12 protein-coding genes and 1 other RNA gene are annotated in these 16,892 nt (G+C 60.2%); 10 read left to right on the top strand and 3 right to left on the bottom strand.

Going from position 1 to position 16,892, the window contains the following annotated elements; translation table 11 throughout:
* Position 1 precedes the first annotated feature (1 nt).
* The 5 genes from smc to ffs all read left to right on the top strand — a co-directional run bounded on the left by smc (position 2) and on the right by ffs (position 8,708).
* Positions 2–3,490: a chromosome segregation protein SMC gene (smc, locus tag CKW15_RS21865; protein ID WP_095152687.1), complete on the top strand. Its 3,489-nt coding sequence runs from the start codon at positions 2–4 to the stop codon at positions 3,488–3,490.
* A gap of 258 nt (positions 3,491–3,748) precedes the next feature.
* Positions 3,749–4,603, top strand: a complete 855-nt coding sequence (zipA, locus tag CKW15_RS21860) for a cell division protein ZipA (RefSeq protein WP_095059402.1) — start codon at positions 3,749–3,751, stop codon at positions 4,601–4,603.
* A 166-nt stretch (positions 4,604–4,769) separates the two neighbouring features.
* On the top strand, positions 4,770–7,127 hold the full coding sequence (gene ligA, locus CKW15_RS21855; protein ID WP_095152686.1) for an NAD-dependent DNA ligase LigA: 2,358 nt from the start codon (positions 4,770–4,772) through the stop codon (positions 7,125–7,127).
* A gap of 172 nt (positions 7,128–7,299) precedes the next feature.
* Entirely contained in the window at positions 7,300–8,466 is a 1,167-nt protein-coding gene (locus CKW15_RS21850; protein WP_095152685.1) for a putative zinc-binding metallopeptidase, read from the top strand.
* A gap of 145 nt (positions 8,467–8,611) precedes the next feature.
* Positions 8,612–8,708, top strand: an RNA gene (ffs, locus tag CKW15_RS21845) — signal recognition particle sRNA small type.
* 122 nt (positions 8,709–8,830) lie between these two features.
* Here ffs and CKW15_RS21840 read toward each other — a convergent pair.
* Positions 8,831–9,568 (bottom strand): ABC transporter substrate-binding protein, encoded by a 738-nt coding sequence (locus tag CKW15_RS21840; protein ID WP_095152684.1) that lies wholly within the window; start codon positions 9,566–9,568, stop codon positions 8,831–8,833.
* A gap of 123 nt (positions 9,569–9,691) precedes the next feature.
* Here CKW15_RS21840 and dnaX point away from each other — a divergent pair, with 123 nt between their 5' ends.
* From dnaX to CKW15_RS21815, 5 genes are all read left to right on the top strand, one after another.
* Positions 9,692–11,764 (top strand): DNA polymerase III subunit gamma/tau, encoded by a 2,073-nt coding sequence (gene dnaX / locus CKW15_RS21835; RefSeq protein WP_095152683.1) that lies wholly within the window; start codon positions 9,692–9,694, stop codon positions 11,762–11,764.
* A 67-nt stretch (positions 11,765–11,831) separates the two neighbouring features.
* Positions 11,832–12,170 carry a YbaB/EbfC family nucleoid-associated protein gene (locus tag CKW15_RS21830; protein WP_095059406.1) on the top strand — a complete coding sequence of 113 codons (339 nt, stop codon included), beginning with the start codon at positions 11,832–11,834 and terminating at the stop codon, positions 12,168–12,170.
* A 260-nt stretch (positions 12,171–12,430) separates the two neighbouring features.
* Positions 12,431–13,465: an NADP-dependent oxidoreductase gene (locus tag CKW15_RS21825; RefSeq protein ID WP_095152682.1), complete on the top strand. Its 1,035-nt coding sequence runs from the start codon at positions 12,431–12,433 to the stop codon at positions 13,463–13,465.
* A gap of 62 nt (positions 13,466–13,527) precedes the next feature.
* On the top strand, positions 13,528–14,130 hold the full coding sequence (recR, locus tag CKW15_RS21820) for a recombination mediator RecR (protein ID WP_095059408.1): 603 nt from the start codon (positions 13,528–13,530) through the stop codon (positions 14,128–14,130).
* Positions 14,131–14,236: 106 nt separating this feature from the next.
* Positions 14,237–15,385, top strand: a complete 1,149-nt coding sequence (locus CKW15_RS21815; protein WP_095152681.1) for an acyl-CoA dehydrogenase family protein — start codon at positions 14,237–14,239, stop codon at positions 15,383–15,385.
* A 91-nt stretch (positions 15,386–15,476) separates the two neighbouring features.
* On the opposite strand, the gene CKW15_RS21810 is transcribed toward CKW15_RS21815, so the two are convergent.
* Both CKW15_RS21810 and fnr read right to left on the bottom strand, forming a co-directional pair.
* On the bottom strand, positions 15,477–16,025 hold the full coding sequence (locus CKW15_RS21810) for an adenine phosphoribosyltransferase (protein ID WP_003223345.1): 549 nt from the start codon (positions 16,023–16,025) through the stop codon (positions 15,477–15,479).
* Between the two features lie 79 nt (positions 16,026–16,104).
* A complete protein-coding gene (fnr, locus tag CKW15_RS21805; protein ID WP_095059410.1) occupies positions 16,105–16,839 on the bottom strand; it encodes a fumarate/nitrate reduction transcriptional regulator Fnr in 735 nt (244 codons plus the stop codon).
* Positions 16,840–16,892: the final 53 nt, after the last annotated feature.

Here is a 16,892-nt window from a genome sequence, read left to right as displayed (position 1 = left end):
CGTGCGGCTAAAGTGCATCAAGCTCGCGGGGTTCAAGTCCTTCGTCGATCCGACCACGGTGAACTTCCCCAGTAACATGGCGGCGGTTGTCGGCCCCAATGGCTGCGGCAAGTCGAACATCATCGACGCCGTTCGCTGGGTGATGGGCGAGAGTTCGGCGAAGAACCTCCGTGGCGAGTCGATGACCGACGTCATCTTCAACGGCTCCACCAGTCGCAAGCCGGTGAGTCAGGCGAGCATCGAACTGGTGTTCGATAACTCCGACGGCACATTGCTCGGCGAATACGCCGCCTACGCGGAAATTTCCATTCGCCGCAAAGTAACGCGCGACAGCCAGACCACTTACTACCTCAACGGCACCAAATGTCGCCGTCGCGACATCACCGACATCTTCCTCGGCACCGGCCTCGGCCCGCGCAGCTATTCGATCATCGAGCAGGGGATGATCTCCAAGCTGATCGAGTCCAAGCCTGAAGACCTGCGCAACTTTATTGAAGAAGCCGCAGGCATCTCCAAGTACAAGGAGCGCCGGCGCGAGACCGAAAACCGCATCCGCCGCACCCACGAAAACCTCGAGCGTCTGACCGACCTGCGCGAAGAACTGACGCGCCAGCTCGAACGCTTGCACCGTCAGGCCGAGGCCGCCAAGAAATATCAGGAATACAAAGCCGAGGAGCGACAGCTCAAGGCCCAGCTCTCGGCCCTGCGCTGGCAGGCGCTGAACGACCAGGTCGGGCAGCGTGAAGCAATCATCGGCACTCAGGAAGTTTCGTTCGAAGCGCTGGTGGCCGAGCAGCGCAATGCCGATGCGAGCATCGAACGCTTGCGCGATGGCCATCATGATCTGTCCGAGCGCTTCAATCTGGTCCAGGGGCGCTTCTATTCGGTCGGCGGCGACATCGCCCGGGTCGAGCAGAGCATCCAGCACGGTCAGCAGCGTTTGCGCCAGTTGCAGGACGATCTGAAAGAAGCCGAACGCGCGCGCCTGGAAACCGAATCTCACCTGGGCCACGACCGCACGCTGTTGCTGACCCTCGGCGAAGAGCTGGACATGCTCACGCCAGAGCAGGAAGTCACCAGCGCCGCTGCAGAAGAAGCCGCCGCTGCGCTGGAAGACTCCGAAACCACCATGCACGGCTGGCAAGAGCAGTGGGATACCTTCAATCTCACTGCCGCCGAGCCTCGGCGTCAGGCCGAAGTGCAGCAGTCGCGCATCCAGCAACTGGAAACCAGCCTGGAACGGCTGGCCGAACGGCAGAAGCGTCTCGGCGAAGAACGCGCCTTGCTTTCGGCCGATCCGGAAGACGCAGCGATCATGGAACTCAGCGAACAGCTCGCTGAATCCGAAGCGACGCTCGAGGATTTGCAGACCAGCGAAGAAGCACAGGTCGAAAAGCTTGAGCAATTGCGGCAGGAACTACAGCAAGCGCTGTCGGCGCAACAGCAGGCGCAGGGTGATTTGCAGCGGCTCAATGGTCGACTGGCCTCGCTGGAAGCCTTGCAGCAAGCCGCACTTGACCCTGGCACCGGCACCGCCGAATGGCTGCGCGAACAGAATCTTGCGAATCGCCCACGCCTGGCTGAAGGCCTGAAGGTTGAAGCAGGTTGGGAGCTGGCGGTGGAAACCGTGCTTGGCGCCGATCTGCAAGCGGTGCTGGTGGATGATTTCAAAGGTTTTGATCTGGCCGGGTTCACCCAGGGCGACCTGCGTTTGCTCAGTCCGGCTGGCGATGGCGTGCGGGTGGCGGGCAGTCTGCTCGACAAGGTCGAGGCTCAGATCGATCTGTCGCCGTGGCTGGGGCAGGTCAAACCGGTCGACAGTCTCGAGCAGGCCCTGGCGTTGCGCGCTCAATTGGCCGCCGGCCAGAGCCTGATCAGTCGCGATGGTTATTGGGTCGGTCGACATTTTCTGCGGGTGCGTCGAGCCAGTGAAGCCGAAAGCGGCGTGCTTGCCCGCGGTCAGGAAATCCAGCAGTTGGGGCTAGAGCGCGACGAGCGCGAAGCCACCGTCGAAGCCCTGGAAACCCAGCTTCAGAATCTCAGGGCGCAGCAGCGTCAGCAGGAAAACGGTCGCGAACATCTGCGTCGTCTGCTGCAGGACGAAGCGCGTCAGCAAGGCGAGCTCAAGGCGCAATTGTCTGCCGGTAAAACCAAGGCAGAACAGTTGACCTTGCGTCGCACACGCCTCGACGACGAGCTCGTCGAGCTGGACGAACAGCGCGCGCTGGAACACGAAAGCATCGGCGAAGCGCGCCTGCAATTGCAGGAGGCCCTCGACAGCATGGCGCTGGACACCGAGCAGCGCGAGTTGCTGCTGGCCCAGCGCGACAGCTTGCGCGAACGTCTTGACCGGGTGCGTCAGGAAGCGCGGCAGCACAAAGATCACGCGCATCAATTGGCGGTGCGCCTGGGCTCGCTCAAGGCCCAGCACGATTCGACGCGTCAGGCGCTGGAGCGCCTGGAGATGCAGTCCGAACGCCTGACCGAAAAGCGCGAACAGCTGAGCCTCAATCTGGAGGAGGGCGAGGCGCCACTCGAAGAGCTGCGCCTGAAACTCGAAGAGTTGCTCGACAAGCGCATGACCGTCGACGAAGAACTCAAGACTGCGCAGATCGCCATGGAAGACGCCGACCGCGAACTGCGCGACGCCGAGAAGCGCCGCAGCCAGGCCGAGCAACAATCCCAACTGATTCGCAGCCAGCTCGAAACCCAGCGCATGGAATGGCAGGCCCTGACCGTGCGCCGCAAGGCGTTGCAGGACCAGTTGCTGGAAGACGGCTACGACTTGCACGGCGTGCTCGCCACGCTGACCGCCGAGGCCAACGAGAAAGACGCCGAGGAAGAGCTCGAGCGCATCGCCGCGCGGATTGCGCGCCTTGGTGCGATCAACCTCGCGGCCATTGACGAGTACCAGCAACAATCAGAACGTAAACGTTATCTGGATGCACAGAACGACGATCTGGTGGAAGCCCTTGAAACGCTTGAGAACGTGATTCGCAAGATCGACAAGGAAACCCGTAACCGTTTCAAAGATACCTTTGATCAGATCAATGGCGGTTTACAGGCGCTTTTCCCAAAAGTTTTCGGTGGCGGGCGCGCGTATTTGGAACTGACGGGCGAAGATCTACTCGATACAGGGGTAACGATCATGGCGCAGCCGCCAGGTAAGAAGAACAGCACCATCCATTTGCTCTCCGGTGGCGAAAAAGCCCTGACCGCATTGGCACTGGTTTTTGCGATCTTCAAGTTGAACCCGGCGCCGTTCTGCATGCTCGATGAAGTTGACGCGCCACTGGATGACGCTAACGTTGGACGCTACGCACGGCTGGTAAAGGAAATGTCGCAAACGGTGCAGTTCATCTACATCACCCACAACAAGATCGCCATGGAAATGGCGGAGCAATTGATGGGGGTGACGATGCACGAACCGGGTTGTTCGCGATTGGTTGCCGTGGATGTGGAGGAGGCGATGGCGATGGTGGATGCCTGAGTCGAGGCTTGCAGGACGATTGTGTATGGTCTGTAGGACTTGTTTACGGGTATCGACTTGCTGGCCAATCGACATATTCGCGTAAGCCGGGGCTGTAGACGGTGTAAAGTTGCCTTTGGTCGTGCTAGTTTAATGTCAATTTTTCGTATACGTGGCACAAAACGCCTGTCAGAACATAGGGTTGGCGCCACGTTTTAAAGCGGTTTACAGGCTGTAAACCCCTTATTTTTCAGCATTTTTATAGAGGCACGGGATTACATGGAAATCGGTCTGCGCGAGTGGCTGATCGTCATCGGCATTATTGTCATTGCCGGTATTCTTTTCGATGGCTGGCGCCGTATGCGCGGTGGCAAGGGAAAATTGAAGTTCCGCCTTGATCGAAACCTGTCCAACCTGCCGGACGAGGACACCAGCGCTGAGCTGTTGGGCCCGCCGCGTGTGCTGGATACGCATAAAGAGCCGCAACTGGACGAGCACGATCTGCCGTCGGTGAGCATGCCTGCCCGTGAGCCTCGCGAGTCGGGTTCCAAGCGCGGCAAACGGGGTCACAGCGAACCTTCGCAGGGCGACATGAACCTCAGCCTGGATCTGGACGGCGGCCCGAGCTTCAGCAGCCGTGACGACGATTTCCCGGATGACACCAAGGCTTCGCCATCGGTCGGCGAAAAAGATCAGCCGCAAGCTGAAGAAGTCCTGGTGATCAGCGTGATCTGCCGTGACGCCGCCGGCTTCAAGGGCCCGGCGCTGTTGCAGAACATTCTGGAGAGTGGTTTGCGTTTCGGCGAGATGGACATTTTCCATCGGCACGAAAGCATGGCCGGCAACGGCGAAGTGCTGTTCTCCATGGCTAACGCGGTCAAGCCAGGCGTGTTTGACCTGGACGACATCGACCACTTCAGCACGCCGGCCGTGAGCTTCTTCCTCGGTCTGCCGGGTCCGCGTCATCCGAAGCAAGCGTTTGACGTGATGGTGGCAGCGGCGCGCAAATTGTCCCAGGAGCTGAATGGCGAACTGAAGGACGATCAGCGCAGCGTACTGACTGCCCAGACGATCGAGCACTACCGTCAGCGCATCGTCGAGTTCGAACGTCGTGCACTGACCCAGAAGCGTTGAATTTGGACGTGTGTGGGCATGACTGCCACGCGCTGTAGGAGCCGGCTTGCTGGCGATGCGGACTTGAAACCGCCATCGCCGGCAAGCCGGACTCCTACAATGAATCTGCGCCGCATCAACAGATTGAGCAGCCTCGGCTGCTCTTTTGCTTTATGAGAGAACACCCATGACTGCCGCCGAAAACCGCATTCTAGCGCTGCGCGCCGAGCTGGATCAGCACAACTACCGTTACCACGTTCTCGACGAGCCGAGCATTCCGGACGCCGAGTACGACCGTTTGTTCAACGAGCTCAAGGCCCTCGAAGCGGCCAATCCCGACTTGATCACCAGCGACTCGCCGACCCAGCGAGTGGGCAGCGCGGCGTTGTCGGCGTTTACCCAGGTGCGTCATGAAGTGCCGATGCTCAGCCTCGGCAACGCCTTCGAAGAAACCGACATGCGCGAGTTTGATCGCCGGGTGACCGAAGGTCTGGATCTGCCGGCCGGCGACCTGTTCGGTGGTGGCGCAACGGTTGAATACAGCTGCGAACCCAAGCTCGATGGCCTGGCGGTCAGCCTGTTGTATCAGAACGGCGTATTGGTTCGTGGCGCAACGCGGGGCGACGGCACGACCGGCGAAGACATCAGCGTCAACGTGCGCACCGTGCGCAATATTCCGCTCAAGCTGCATGGCACGGGCTGGCCGCAAACCCTGGAAGTGCGTGGCGAAGTCTTTATGTCCAAGGCCGGTTTCGAACGGCTCAATGCCACGCAACTGGAAGTTGGCGGCAAGACCTTCGCCAACCCGCGCAACGCGGCGGCAGGCAGCTTGCGTCAGCTGGACTCAAAGATCACCGCCAATCGTCCGCTGGAATTCTGCTGCTACGGCATCGGCCAGGTGTCGGCGGACATTGCCGATACGCACATCGGCAATTTGCAGCAGCTCCAGGCCTGGGGCATGCCGATCAGTCATGAGCTGAAACTGGCCAATGGCATCGATGAGTGCCTCGATTATTACCGTGACATCGGTGAGCGCCGCAATGCGCTGCCCTATGAAATCGATGGCGTGGTGTTCAAGGTCAACAGCATCGCTTCCCAGCGTGAGCTGGGCTTTCGCGCCCGTGAGCCGCGTTGGGCCATCGCCCACAAATTCCCGGCCATGGAAGAGCTTACCGAGCTGCTGGATGTGGAGTTTCAAGTCGGTCGCACCGGTGCGGTGACGCCCGTGGCACGCTTGAAGCCGGTCAAGGTTGCCGGTGTCACTGTGGCCAACGCCACGCTGCACAACATGGACGAAGTGGCGCGTCTCGGTCTGATGATCGGCGACACGGTGATCATCCGTCGTGCCGGTGACGTGATTCCGCAAGTGGTGCAGGTGGTCATGGATCGTCGTCCGGAAAATGCCCGGCCGGTGCAGATTCCCGAGCAATGCCCGGTGTGCGGTTCCCATGTCGAACGCACACAGTTGATCAAGCGCAGCAAGGGCCGCGAGACCGTCAGCGAAGGCGCGGTGTACCGCTGCGTCGGTCGTCTGGCCTGCGGCGCGCAGCTTAAGCAGGCGATCATCCATTTCGTCTCCCGTCGCGCCATGGACATTGAAGGCCTGGGCGACAAGAGCGTCGAGCAGTTGGTGGATGAAGGTCTGGTCAGTTCGCCAGCCGATCTGTATGCCCTGAAATTCGAAGACATTGTCGACCTGGAAGGCTTTGCCGAACTGTCGAGCAAGAAACTGCTCAGCGCCATCGAAGACAGCAAGAAACCGGGACTGGCGCGCTTCATCTATGCCCTCGGGATTCCCGATGTCGGTGAGGAGACGGCCAAGGTCCTGGCCCGCTCGCTGGGTTCGCTGGAGCGCGTGCAGCAGGCGCTACCGCAAGTGCTGACGTACTTGCCGGATGTCGGCCTGGAAGTCGCGCATGAGATCCACAGTTTCTTCGAAGACACGCACAACCAGCAGGTGATCGCGGAACTGCTCAAGCATGGTTTGCAGATTCAGGATCAGGGTGAGTTGGGTGCCGAGTTCGCGGCCAGTACCACCCTGGGTGGTTTCCTCGACAAGCTGCACATTCCATCGGTCGGGCCGGGCGGGGCTCAGAAACTGGCTGACCGCTTCGGCTCGCTGCAAGCAGTGATCGGCGCAGACTGGCTGGACATGCGTCAGGCGCTCCCGGAGAAGCAGGCCAATTCGGTGCGCGAGTTCTTTGCGGTCGAGGAAAATCGTCAATTGGCCGAAGCCGCCGAGAAGCAACTGGCCGATTTCGGCATGCACTGGCTGAGCGAAAAGAAAGTCGTCGAAGGCCTGCCGCTGGCCGGGCAGACCTGGGTGTTGACGGGTTCGCTGGAATTGATGAGTCGCGATGTCGCCAAGGACAAGCTCGAAAGCCTGGGAGCGAAAGTCGCCGGCTCGGTTTCTGCGAAAACCCATTGTGTTGTTGCCGGGCCGGGAGCGGGGTCGAAGTTGACCAAGGCCAGTGAGCTGGGGTTGAAGGTGCTGGATGAAGAGGCGTTTGTGGCGTTTTTGAGCACGCACGGTATTACCGTGTGATGCCCTACAGATCTACGCAACCCTTGTAGGCGCTGGCTTGCCAGCGAAGAGGCCCGAAAGATTGGTGCAAGGCTCATGACCGCCTTCGCCGGCAAGCCGGCTCCTACAAAAAAGGGGAACGTTCTTGAAGCGGGAATGATCTAGTCTCTGCAAGCCTCAGGGAGAGATCGCCATGTACCGTTTCTTCGAGCACCTCAGCTCGCGCATTGCCGCCCCGTTCATGGGCGAGCACTCGCGCAACAGCAAGGTCTGGCCCTGTCGTTGCGGGCAGTCGCTGTTCTTTCGCAACAGCCAGTGCCTGGCGTGTTCGGCAGCTTTGGGTTATCAGCCTGAACAGAGCCGTTTAACCTCGCTGCAACCGGGTGAGCTGGCGGATACCTGGGTGCTCGACGCCGACCCGCAGGCGGGTGTGTACCGCCGCTGCGCCAACCTCGATTCACCTGCTGCGTGCAACTGGCTGCTTCCTGCCGGTCTGCGCGAAACGCTGTGCATCGCCTGTCGCCTTAATCGCACCATTCCCGACCTGTCGATCACCGAAAACCACGAACGCTGGCGCAAGGTGGAAACCGCCAAGCGCCGGATGGTCGCGCAATTGATCACGCTGGGGCTGCCGGTCATTGCCAAAATCGATGACGAAGAAATCGGGCTGGCATTTGATTTCATCGGCGAAGACCTCGACGGAAAGCTACCGACCACCGGCCATGCCAACGGCTTGATCACCCTCGATATCAGGGAGGCCGACGACGCTCACCGCGAACAGGTGCGGGTGCAAATGCACGAACCGTATCGCACCTTGCTTGGGCATTTTCGCCATGAGGTCGGACACTATTACTGGGATCGGCTGATCGCCAACAGCCATTGGCTTGAGCCGTTTCGCGGCTTGTTCGGTGACGAGCGCGCCAGTTACGCCGACGCACTCGAACGGCATTATCAACAGGGTGCACCGCTGGACTGGCAACAGCGCTACGTCAGCGCCTACGCCACCATGCATCCGTGGGAAGACTGGGCGGAAACCTGGGCGCATTACCTGCACATGATGGATGCGGTGGACACCGCACTGGGGTTCGGCATGAGTGCCCGGGAAATGGACTTCGACTACCAGCCGTTTACGCTAGAGACCCTCTACGATCCGCAGCATCCTGGCGGTGCGGCGTTCCTGTCGTTCGTCAATGCATGGATCGAGTTGGCCGGAATGCTCAACGAATTGTCACGCAGCATGGGCCAGCCGGACTTCTATCCATTCGTCCTGCCATCGGCGGTGATCGCCAGGCTGCACTTTATCCACCTGGTGATCCAGCAACAGGGCGGCAGGGCGGACGAGGTGCTGCAAGACTCGTAGAAGCTGGCGCAGGCTGCGATCTTTCCAGGCTGCGCATGTCCTTGACCTGATTCATGTTTTTTAATCTGTCTGGACGGTTGTAACTTCGCTTCAGATAGGTACAATGGCGCGGCTCGCCGACAGGTGAGCGTCGTTATGGTGACCCCATCGGTCCCCCCGCAACGATTACCCGTGAACCTGGTCAGAGCCGGAAGGCAGCAGCCACAGCGGGAACATTGTGTGCCGGGGTGTGGCTGGTGGGGTTACCACCTTAACGCCTTGTGAGTCCTCACTCGCGTTTCTATCGAAACAATACTTTTAATCTGTCTGCCATGGATGATGTCCAGCGGCGGCGTTTTGCTGTGCGCGTTTTTTGGTCTGGGCCCTAATGTTGGCCAATGTACAGCCGAATAATATCGTCAATTTCCCCGGACGCTTTCATCTGCTCCAATGCCCGCAGAATGCGCTGTGCAGGGACCTTCGGGTCTTTGCGCATGTAGCAACCGAAGCTCTGTTCCTCCAGCACCACCACATGTTTGAGTTGCTGTTGTGGCAATAACCGCTGGTTGAACCAGTCCAGGGTCCATTGGTTGCTAACGGCATAGTGATTGCGTCCGGCCTGAAGTTTTTGCAGCACCTGTTCCTGGTTGCGCGCGTCGTCGCGACGCAGTTGATTGGCATCGAACAGCGGTTGCAGGGTGGGATAGTTGTAGCTGAGGACGGTGCCGATGGATTGGTGCGGCAAGTCCGCCGGGATGACCACGGTAGGCCCGGTAGGTCGGCTGATCAGCAGGTCGGGTTGGGTCCAGAGCTGGGAGCTCCAGATGTAATCGTCGGGCAGATTCGGCAGCCATGACCGGCTGGCATGGCAGCGAATGTCGACTTCGCCATGCTCCATGGCACTTTGCACGCGAGCCCGAGGCAGTACGTGAAACTCAACCGCCACGCCGACCTGGGTAGCCAGGCTGAGCATTACGTCATACAGGATGCCCTGGGTCGGCCTACCGTGTTCAAGTTGCATCATCGGCATTGCCCAACTGTCCGGCACGACGAAGCGCAATGGCGGCTCGGCGGCCGTGCAATCCAGGCTGATCAACAGCAGTGCCCCCAAGGCTGACCGCATAAACACTCCGTTAAAGGCCTGCAAAGTACAGCTTGACCAGAATAGACGAGCACACCGGATGCAATTTGTGCCTTGCTCCGCTAGCATTAGCCGCTTCTGCTTCCTTCGCTGCGACGGTTTTCGATGAGTTATCAGGTTCTTGCACGTAAATGGCGTCCGCGCTCGTTCCGCGAAATGGTCGGCCAGACCCATGTGCTCAAGGCTCTGATCAATGCCTTGGACAGCCAGCGGCTGCATCACGCCTACCTGTTTACCGGTACGCGTGGGGTCGGCAAGACCACCATCGCACGGATCATCGCCAAATGCCTGAACTGTGAAACGGGTATTACGTCCACGCCGTGTGGCGAATGTTCGGTTTGTCGCGAGATCGATGAAGGCCGCTTCGTCGACCTGATCGAGATCGACGCCGCGAGCCGCACCAAGGTCGAAGACACCCGTGAGTTGCTCGATAACGTGCAATATGCCCCGAGCCGTGGGCGCTTCAAGGTCTACCTGATCGACGAAGTGCACATGCTCTCGAGCCATTCCTTCAACGCGCTGCTCAAAACCCTTGAGGAGCCGCCACCCTACGTCAAGTTCATCCTGGCGACCACTGATCCGCAGAAACTTCCCGCAACGATTCTGTCGCGCTGTCTGCAGTTCTCCCTGAAGAACATGACGCCGGAACGGGTGGTCGAGCATTTGACCCATGTGCTGGGTGTCGAGAACGTGCCGTTCGAAGACGATGCACTGTGGCTGCTGGGTCGTGCCGCCGACGGTTCGATGCGCGATGCCATGAGCCTGACCGACCAGGCCATCGCTTTCGGTGAAGGCAAGGTCATGGCCGCCGACGTGCGGGCGATGCTCGGTACGCTCGATCACGGTCAGGTCTACGACGTTTTGCACGCGTTGATCGAAGGTGACGCCAAGGCGTTGCTCGAAGCTGTCCGTCATCTGGCCGAACAAGGCCCGGACTGGAGCGGCGTGCTCTCGGAAATTCTCAACGTGCTGCATCGTGTCGCCATCGCCCAGGCCTTGCCTGAAGGCGTCGACAATGGTCACGGCGATCGTGACCGGGTGCTGGCGCTGGCTCAGGCGTTGCCGGCCGAAGACGTGCAGTTCTATTACCAGATGGGCTTGATCGGCCGCCGCGATTTGCCGCTGGCGCCGGACCCTCGCGGTGGTTTCGAAATGGTCCTGCTGCGGATGCTTGCATTCCGGCCCGCCGATACCGCCGACGCACCGAGACAGCCACTAAAGCCAGTGGGGATCAGCCAGGCCACGGTTGATTCCGCCAAATCAGTGGCTGCCTCACCGGTGGTTGCGCCGGTGACCGCTGCACCGGTGGCACCGTCTCCAGCGCCTGTGGTTGCGCCCGCACCGGTCCCTGAACCTGTGCCTGTGCCCGTTGCGCCGCAGGTTGTTGCTGAGCCAGAACCCGTCGAGGTCGAAGAAGTCATCGATCTGCCATGGAATGACCCGGTAGAGACCGCGCCCGTTCAGCAACCCGCCATCGAACCGGTGCTGGAAACCGCCAGCGAGCAACCCGAGCTGCCGCCGATGCCGCTGCCGACGCCGGACAGCGTGGTGCCGGAGGCGCCTGAGTGGGCTGCCGCGCCGATTCCCGAGCCATCGGTGGCCGAGGTCGATGCCGCGACGCCGGGCGTGGATGCGGACGACGAGCCGCCGCTGGACGAGGACTACATCGAGCCGGACATGGATTCGGCTTACAGTTATCTGGATGACCTGGCCAGCGAACACGCCGCCGAGCCGGCACCGGAACCCGAGCCTGAACCTGCAGCGATGCCGGCCACCGGCCTGGCCCTGCAATGGCTGGAACTGTTTCCGAAACTGCCGATCTCTGGCATGACCGGCAGCATCGCCGCCAACTGCACGCTGATCTCGGTGGAAGGCGATAGCTGGCTGATGCACCTGGACCCGGCCCACAGCGCCTTGTTCAACGCCACTCAGCAGCGTCGCCTGAACGATGCGTTGAATCAGTATCATCAACGCACGCTGACCCTGAGCATCGAGCTGATCAAGCCTGAGCAGGAAACCCCGGCGCAAGCGGCTTCGCGCCGCCGCGCCAACCGTCAGCGCGAGGCGGAGGAATCGATCCACGGTGATCCGTTCATCCAGCAGATGATGCAGCAGTTCGGTGCGGTGGTCCGAAACGATACTATTGAACCTGTCGACGTCCTGGTCACTCAGGGCTAATAACTGAAGGCGCTCGGCCGAACAGGCCGGGCGCCGTTTTGATCCAAGTACTTTTGAGGTGATTCCCATGATGAAAGGTGGCATGGCCGGCCTGATGAAGCAGGCACAGCAGATGCAGGAAAAAATGGCCAAGATGCAGGAAGAACTGGCCAACGCCGAAGTCATCGGTAAGGCCGGTGGCGATATGGTCACTGTGGTCATGACCGGTCGTCACGACGTTAAAAGCGTGACCATCGACCCAAGCCTGGTAGAAGGCATGAGCGAAGACGACAAGGAAATGCTGGAAGCGGTCATCGCATCCGCCGTCAACGACGCCGTGCGCAAGATCGAAGCCAACAGCCAGGACAAAATGGGCAGCGTGACCGCTGGCATGCAACTGCCGCCAGGCATGAAACTGCCGTTCTGATTCGCTAAAACGCGTCGGATGGGCTACAAAAAAATGCCAGGCATTGCGCTTGGCATTTTTGTTTCTGGCGTTTGGTTTGCGGTGTCTGTGAGATAACTATCGCGAGCAGGCTCGCTCTCACAGAGAATTTGGTGCAGATCCCTTGTAGGAGCGAGCCTGCTCGCGATGGAGTCGACTGGTTCCAGAAGAAACATCGAACGCCACACCGCCACAAAGGTCTGCTCCCCTATAGTCACTCATCGATCAAAGGAGACGCCACCATGTCCGACCCCATGACCCTCAATCAACGCATCGTCCTTGCCTCGCGCCCGGCAGGCGCGCCGACGCCGGAGAATTTTCGTCTGGAGCGGGTGGCGTTGCCGGACCTGGCCGATGGCGAGGTGCTGCTCAAGACCGTCTACCTGTCGCTGGATCCCTACATGCGTGGACGCATGAGTGATGCGCCGTCCTACGCCGCCCCGGTGGAAATCGGCGGGGTGATGACCGGTGGCGCTGTCAGCCGGGTCGAGCGTTCGCTCAATCCCAAGTTTCAGGAAGGCGATCTGGTCGTGGGCGCCACAGGCTGGCAGAGCCATAGCATCAATGACGGTCGCAGTATCATTCCCGTTCCGAACGGATTGCCCAGCGCCTCATTGGCCTTGGGTGTGCTGGGCATGCCGGGCATGACCGCCTACATGGGCCTGATGGACATCGGGCAGCCCAAGTCCGGTGAGACGCTGGTGGTCGCGGCAGCTTCCGGTGCTGTGGGTTCTGTGGTCGGCCAGGTAGCGAAGATCAAAGGCCTGCGGGTAGTCGGCGTGGCGGGTGGTGTGGACAAGTGCCGCTATGTGGTTGAGGAACTGGGCTTCGATGCCTGCATCGACCACAAGAGCCCGGACTTCGCCGATGAACTGGCGCAGGCGTGCCCCAAGGGCATCGATATCTACTACGAAAACGTCGGCGGCAAGGTGTTCGATGCGGTGGTGCCATTGCTCAACCCCAAGGCACGGATTCCGCTGTGTGGTTTGATCGCTTCCTACAACGCCCATGAAGCGCCGAGCGGTCCGGATCGTCTGCCACTGTTGCAGCGCACGCTGTTGACCAAGCGTGTGCGAATCCAGGGTTTTATCGTGTTCGACGATTACGGTGACCGTCAGCCGGAGTTCATCAGCGCAATGGCGCCATGGGTGCGTGATGGCAAGGTGAAGTTCCGCGAAGACGTGGTCGACGGTCTGGAGAACGCTCCCGAGGCATTCATCGGCCTGCTGGAAGGACGCAACTTCGGCAAGCTGGTGGTGCGCGTCGCCCAGGACTGATTGACGCTCATTCGAGGCGCGGGTATAAACCGCGTCTCGTTGTTTTGTCGGACTTTTCCACCATGAGCTTCAGCCCTTTGATTCGCCAACTGATCGACGCCCTGCGAATTCTGCCTGGTGTGGGTCAGAAAACTGCCCAGCGCATGGCATTGCAGTTGCTCGAACGTGATCGCAGCGGTGGCTCGCGACTGGCGCTGGCGTTGAGCCAGGCCATGGAAGGGGTCGGTCACTGCCGATTGTGTCGCACGTTGACCGAAGATGACCTTTGCCCGCAATGCGCCGACACTCGTCGCGACGACACCGTGCTTTGCGTAGTGGAAGGCCCGATGGACGTCTATGCGGTCGAACAGACCGGTTTCCGTGGGCGCTACTTCGTGCTCAAGGGTCACCTGTCGCCACTGGACGGGCTGGGGCCGGACGCTATCGGTATCCCACAGCTGATGGCGCGGATCGAAGAGGCCGGTACATTTGCCGAAGTCATTCTCGCGACCAACCCGACTGTGGAAGGCGAGGCGACGGCGCATTACATCGCCCAATTGCTCAGCAGCAAAGGCCTGATTGCATCGCGCATCGCCCATGGCGTGCCGCTGGGTGGTGAGCTGGAGCTGGTGGATGGCGGGACGTTGGCGCATTCGTTTGCGGGGCGTAAGCCGATCAGTCTCTGACTAAAGCAAAAGATCGCAGCCTCCGATCTTTTGATGCTCGGATTCATTGCTTGAAACCAAGCAAGCGCTCGGTTAACTTCGCTGAACCCTTCAGTGGAGCTCGCCGATGCCTGCCTTTCAGGAATACTTCGATCCCAGCCACCAATTGGTCCGCGACAGCGTCAGGCGTTTCGTCGAGCGCGAAATTCTTCCGGACATCGACCAGTGGGAAGAAGCTGAAGGCTTCCCCCGTGAGCTCTACCTCAAGGCTGGCGCCGCAGGGATTCTCGGCATCGGCTACCCGGAGGCGCTGGGCGGCAGCCATGAAGGCGATCTGTTCGCCAAGGTCGCCGCCAGCGAAGAGCTGATGCGTTGTGGCTCTGGAGGCCTGGTGGCAGGCCTCGGATCGCTCGATATCGGTTTACCGCCGATTCTCAAATGGGCCAGGCCTGACGTTCGTGAGCGTGTGGTGCCACAGGTGCTGGCCGGCGAGAAGATCAGCGCCCTGGCGGTCACCGAGCCCGGTGGCGGCTCCGATGTCGCCAACCTGCAAACCCGTGCCGTGCGTGACGGCGATTTCTATCGGGTCAGTGGCAGTAAAACCTTTATTACCAGCGGCGTCCGTGCGGATTACTACACCGTCGCGGTGCGAACCGGTGAGCCGGGTTTTGCTGGCATCAGTCTGTTATTGATCGAGAAGGGCACTCCCGGATTCACCGTGGGGCGGCCGTTGAAGAAAATGGGCTGGTGGGCGTCGGACACGGCCGAACTGTTTTTCGACGATTGCCGGGTGTCCGTAGCAAACCTGATCGGTGCCGAGAACATGGGGTTCGCCTGCATCATGGGCAACTTTCAGAGTGAACGGCTGGCCTTGGCGCTGATGGCCAACATGACCGCGCAGCTTGCCCTGGAAGAAAGCCTGAAATGGGCCAGAGAGCGTGAAGCCTTCGGCAAACCCATCGGCAAGTTTCAAGTGATCAAGCATCGCCTTGCCGAAATGGCCACGGCGCTGGAGGTGTCCCGGGAGTTCACTTACCGGCAGGCGGCGAAAATGGCGGCAGGTCAGAGTGTGATCAAGGAAATTTCCATGGCCAAGAATTTCGCGACAGACACGGCGGACCGGATCGTCAACGATGCGGTACAGATTCTGGGTGGTTTGGGTTACATGCGTGAAAACCTGGTGGAGCGGCTGTATCGCGATAACCGGATTCTGTCGATCGGGGGCGGGACGCGGGAAGTGATGAACGAGATCATCAGCAAGCAGATGGGGCTTTGAGTTTTTGCAGTGCGGCGACCGACGCCATCGCTGGCAAGCCAGCTCCTACAGGACGCGCGGCTTGCCGGCGAGGCGTCAGTACAGGCGCCGCTTACTTGTCGGTAAGGGCAAACTGCGTCAGGCAGAACGTCGGAATGCCCATGTCTTCCAGACGCTGCGAACCACCCAGCTCTGGCAGATCAATGATTGCCGCCGCCTCATGCACCCGCGCGCCCATGCGGCGGATCAGGTTTGCCGCGGCAATCAGCGTGCCGCCGGTGGCGATCAGGTCATCGAACATCACTACCGAATCACCTTCGCACAGGCTGTCAGCGTGCACCTCCAGGAAGGCCTCACCGTATTCGGTCGCGTAACCCTCGGCCAGCACGTCGGCGGGCAGCTTGCCTTGTTTGCGGAACAGCACCAGCGGCTTGTTCAGTTGATAGGCCAATACCGAACCGATCAGGAAACCGCGGGCATCCATGGCGCCGATGTGGGTGAAGTCAGCCTCGACGTAACGATGGGCGAAACTGTCCATCACCAGGCGCAGGGCTTTCGGCGACTGGAACAGCGGGGTGATGTCGCGAAAGATCACGCCCGGTTTCGGGAAGTCGATGACAGGGCGGATGAGGGATTTGATGTCGAAGGAGTCGAAGACCATCGTCGAGGTGTCCTGGCAGGATGCAAACGACGCAGTATAACGGCGGCTGAGCCGTTTCGCTCAGCCGCAATGGCTTGTATCAGCTTTCCAGCGAACCACCGGCCAGCGCGCACAGCTGGATCGGGTCAAGGATGTGTATTTCCTTGCCTTCGGCCGCGATCAGTTCGTTCTGCTGGAATCGGGTAAAGACGCGGGACACCGTCTCGACGGCCAGGCCCAGGTAGTTGCCGATTTCGTTGCGCGACATGCTCAGGCGGAACTGATTGGCCGAAAACCCTCGAGCACGGAAGCGGGCCGAGAGATTGACCAGGAACGTGGCGATGCGTTCGTCGGCGGTTTTTTTCGACAGCAGCAGCATCATCTGCTGATCATCGCGGATTTCACGGCTCATCACGCGCATCAACTGACGACGCAGTTGCGGCAGTTGCAGGGCCAGTTCATCGAGGCGCTCGAACGGGATTTCACACACGGAAGTGGTTTCCAGCGCCTGGGCAGACACTGGATGTTTTTCCGTGTCCATGCCCGACAGACCGACCAGTTCGCTGGGCAGGTGGAAGCCGGTGAGCTGTTCTTCACCGGTGTCGCTCAGGCTGAAGGTTTTGAGCGCGCCGGAACGGACGGCGTAGACAGAATCGAAGGTATCGCCCTGACGAAACAGAAATTCGCCCTTTTTCAGCGGCCGGCCACGTTTGACGATTTCGTCCAGTGCATCCATGTCTTCCAGATTCAACGAAAGTGGCAGGCACAGAGGGGCCAGGCTGCAATCCTTGCAGTGGGCCTGATTGTGTGTGCGCAGTTTTACTGGCTCGGACATTTCTTCAATCCTTGTGGGAAATCACACATAAGGCGTAAGGGTAACCCACCCAA

It is taken from the genome of Pseudomonas sp. Irchel s3b5, from assembly GCF_900187435.1.
GTDB lineage: Bacteria > Pseudomonadota > Gammaproteobacteria > Pseudomonadales > Pseudomonadaceae > Aquipseudomonas.
Note: the sequence above shows the minus strand (reverse complement) of the source record. Positions and strands in the feature narration are given on the sequence as shown.

Coding starts and splice junctions, on each gene's coding strand:
- fnr (WP_095059410.1), bottom strand. CDS start 16,839: ATGTCCGAGCCAGTAAAACTGCGCACACACAATCAGGCCCACTGCAAG.
- CKW15_RS21830 (WP_095059406.1), top strand. CDS start 11,832: ATGATGAAAGGTGGCATGGCCGGCCTGATGAAGCAGGCACAGCAGATG.
- dnaX (WP_095152683.1), top strand. CDS start 9,692: ATGAGTTATCAGGTTCTTGCACGTAAATGGCGTCCGCGCTCGTTCCGC.
- ligA (WP_095152686.1), top strand. CDS start 4,770: ATGACTGCCGCCGAAAACCGCATTCTAGCGCTGCGCGCCGAGCTGGAT.
- recR (WP_095059408.1), top strand. CDS start 13,528: ATGAGCTTCAGCCCTTTGATTCGCCAACTGATCGACGCCCTGCGAATT.
- CKW15_RS21810 (WP_003223345.1), bottom strand. CDS start 16,025: ATGGTCTTCGACTCCTTCGACATCAAATCCCTCATCCGCCCTGTCATC.
- CKW15_RS21815 (WP_095152681.1), top strand. CDS start 14,237: ATGCCTGCCTTTCAGGAATACTTCGATCCCAGCCACCAATTGGTCCGC.
- CKW15_RS21825 (WP_095152682.1), top strand. CDS start 12,431: ATGTCCGACCCCATGACCCTCAATCAACGCATCGTCCTTGCCTCGCGC.
- CKW15_RS21840 (WP_095152684.1), bottom strand. CDS start 9,568: ATGCGGTCAGCCTTGGGGGCACTGCTGTTGATCAGCCTGGATTGCACG.
- zipA (WP_095059402.1), top strand. CDS start 3,749: ATGGAAATCGGTCTGCGCGAGTGGCTGATCGTCATCGGCATTATTGTC.
- CKW15_RS21850 (WP_095152685.1), top strand. CDS start 7,300: ATGTACCGTTTCTTCGAGCACCTCAGCTCGCGCATTGCCGCCCCGTTC.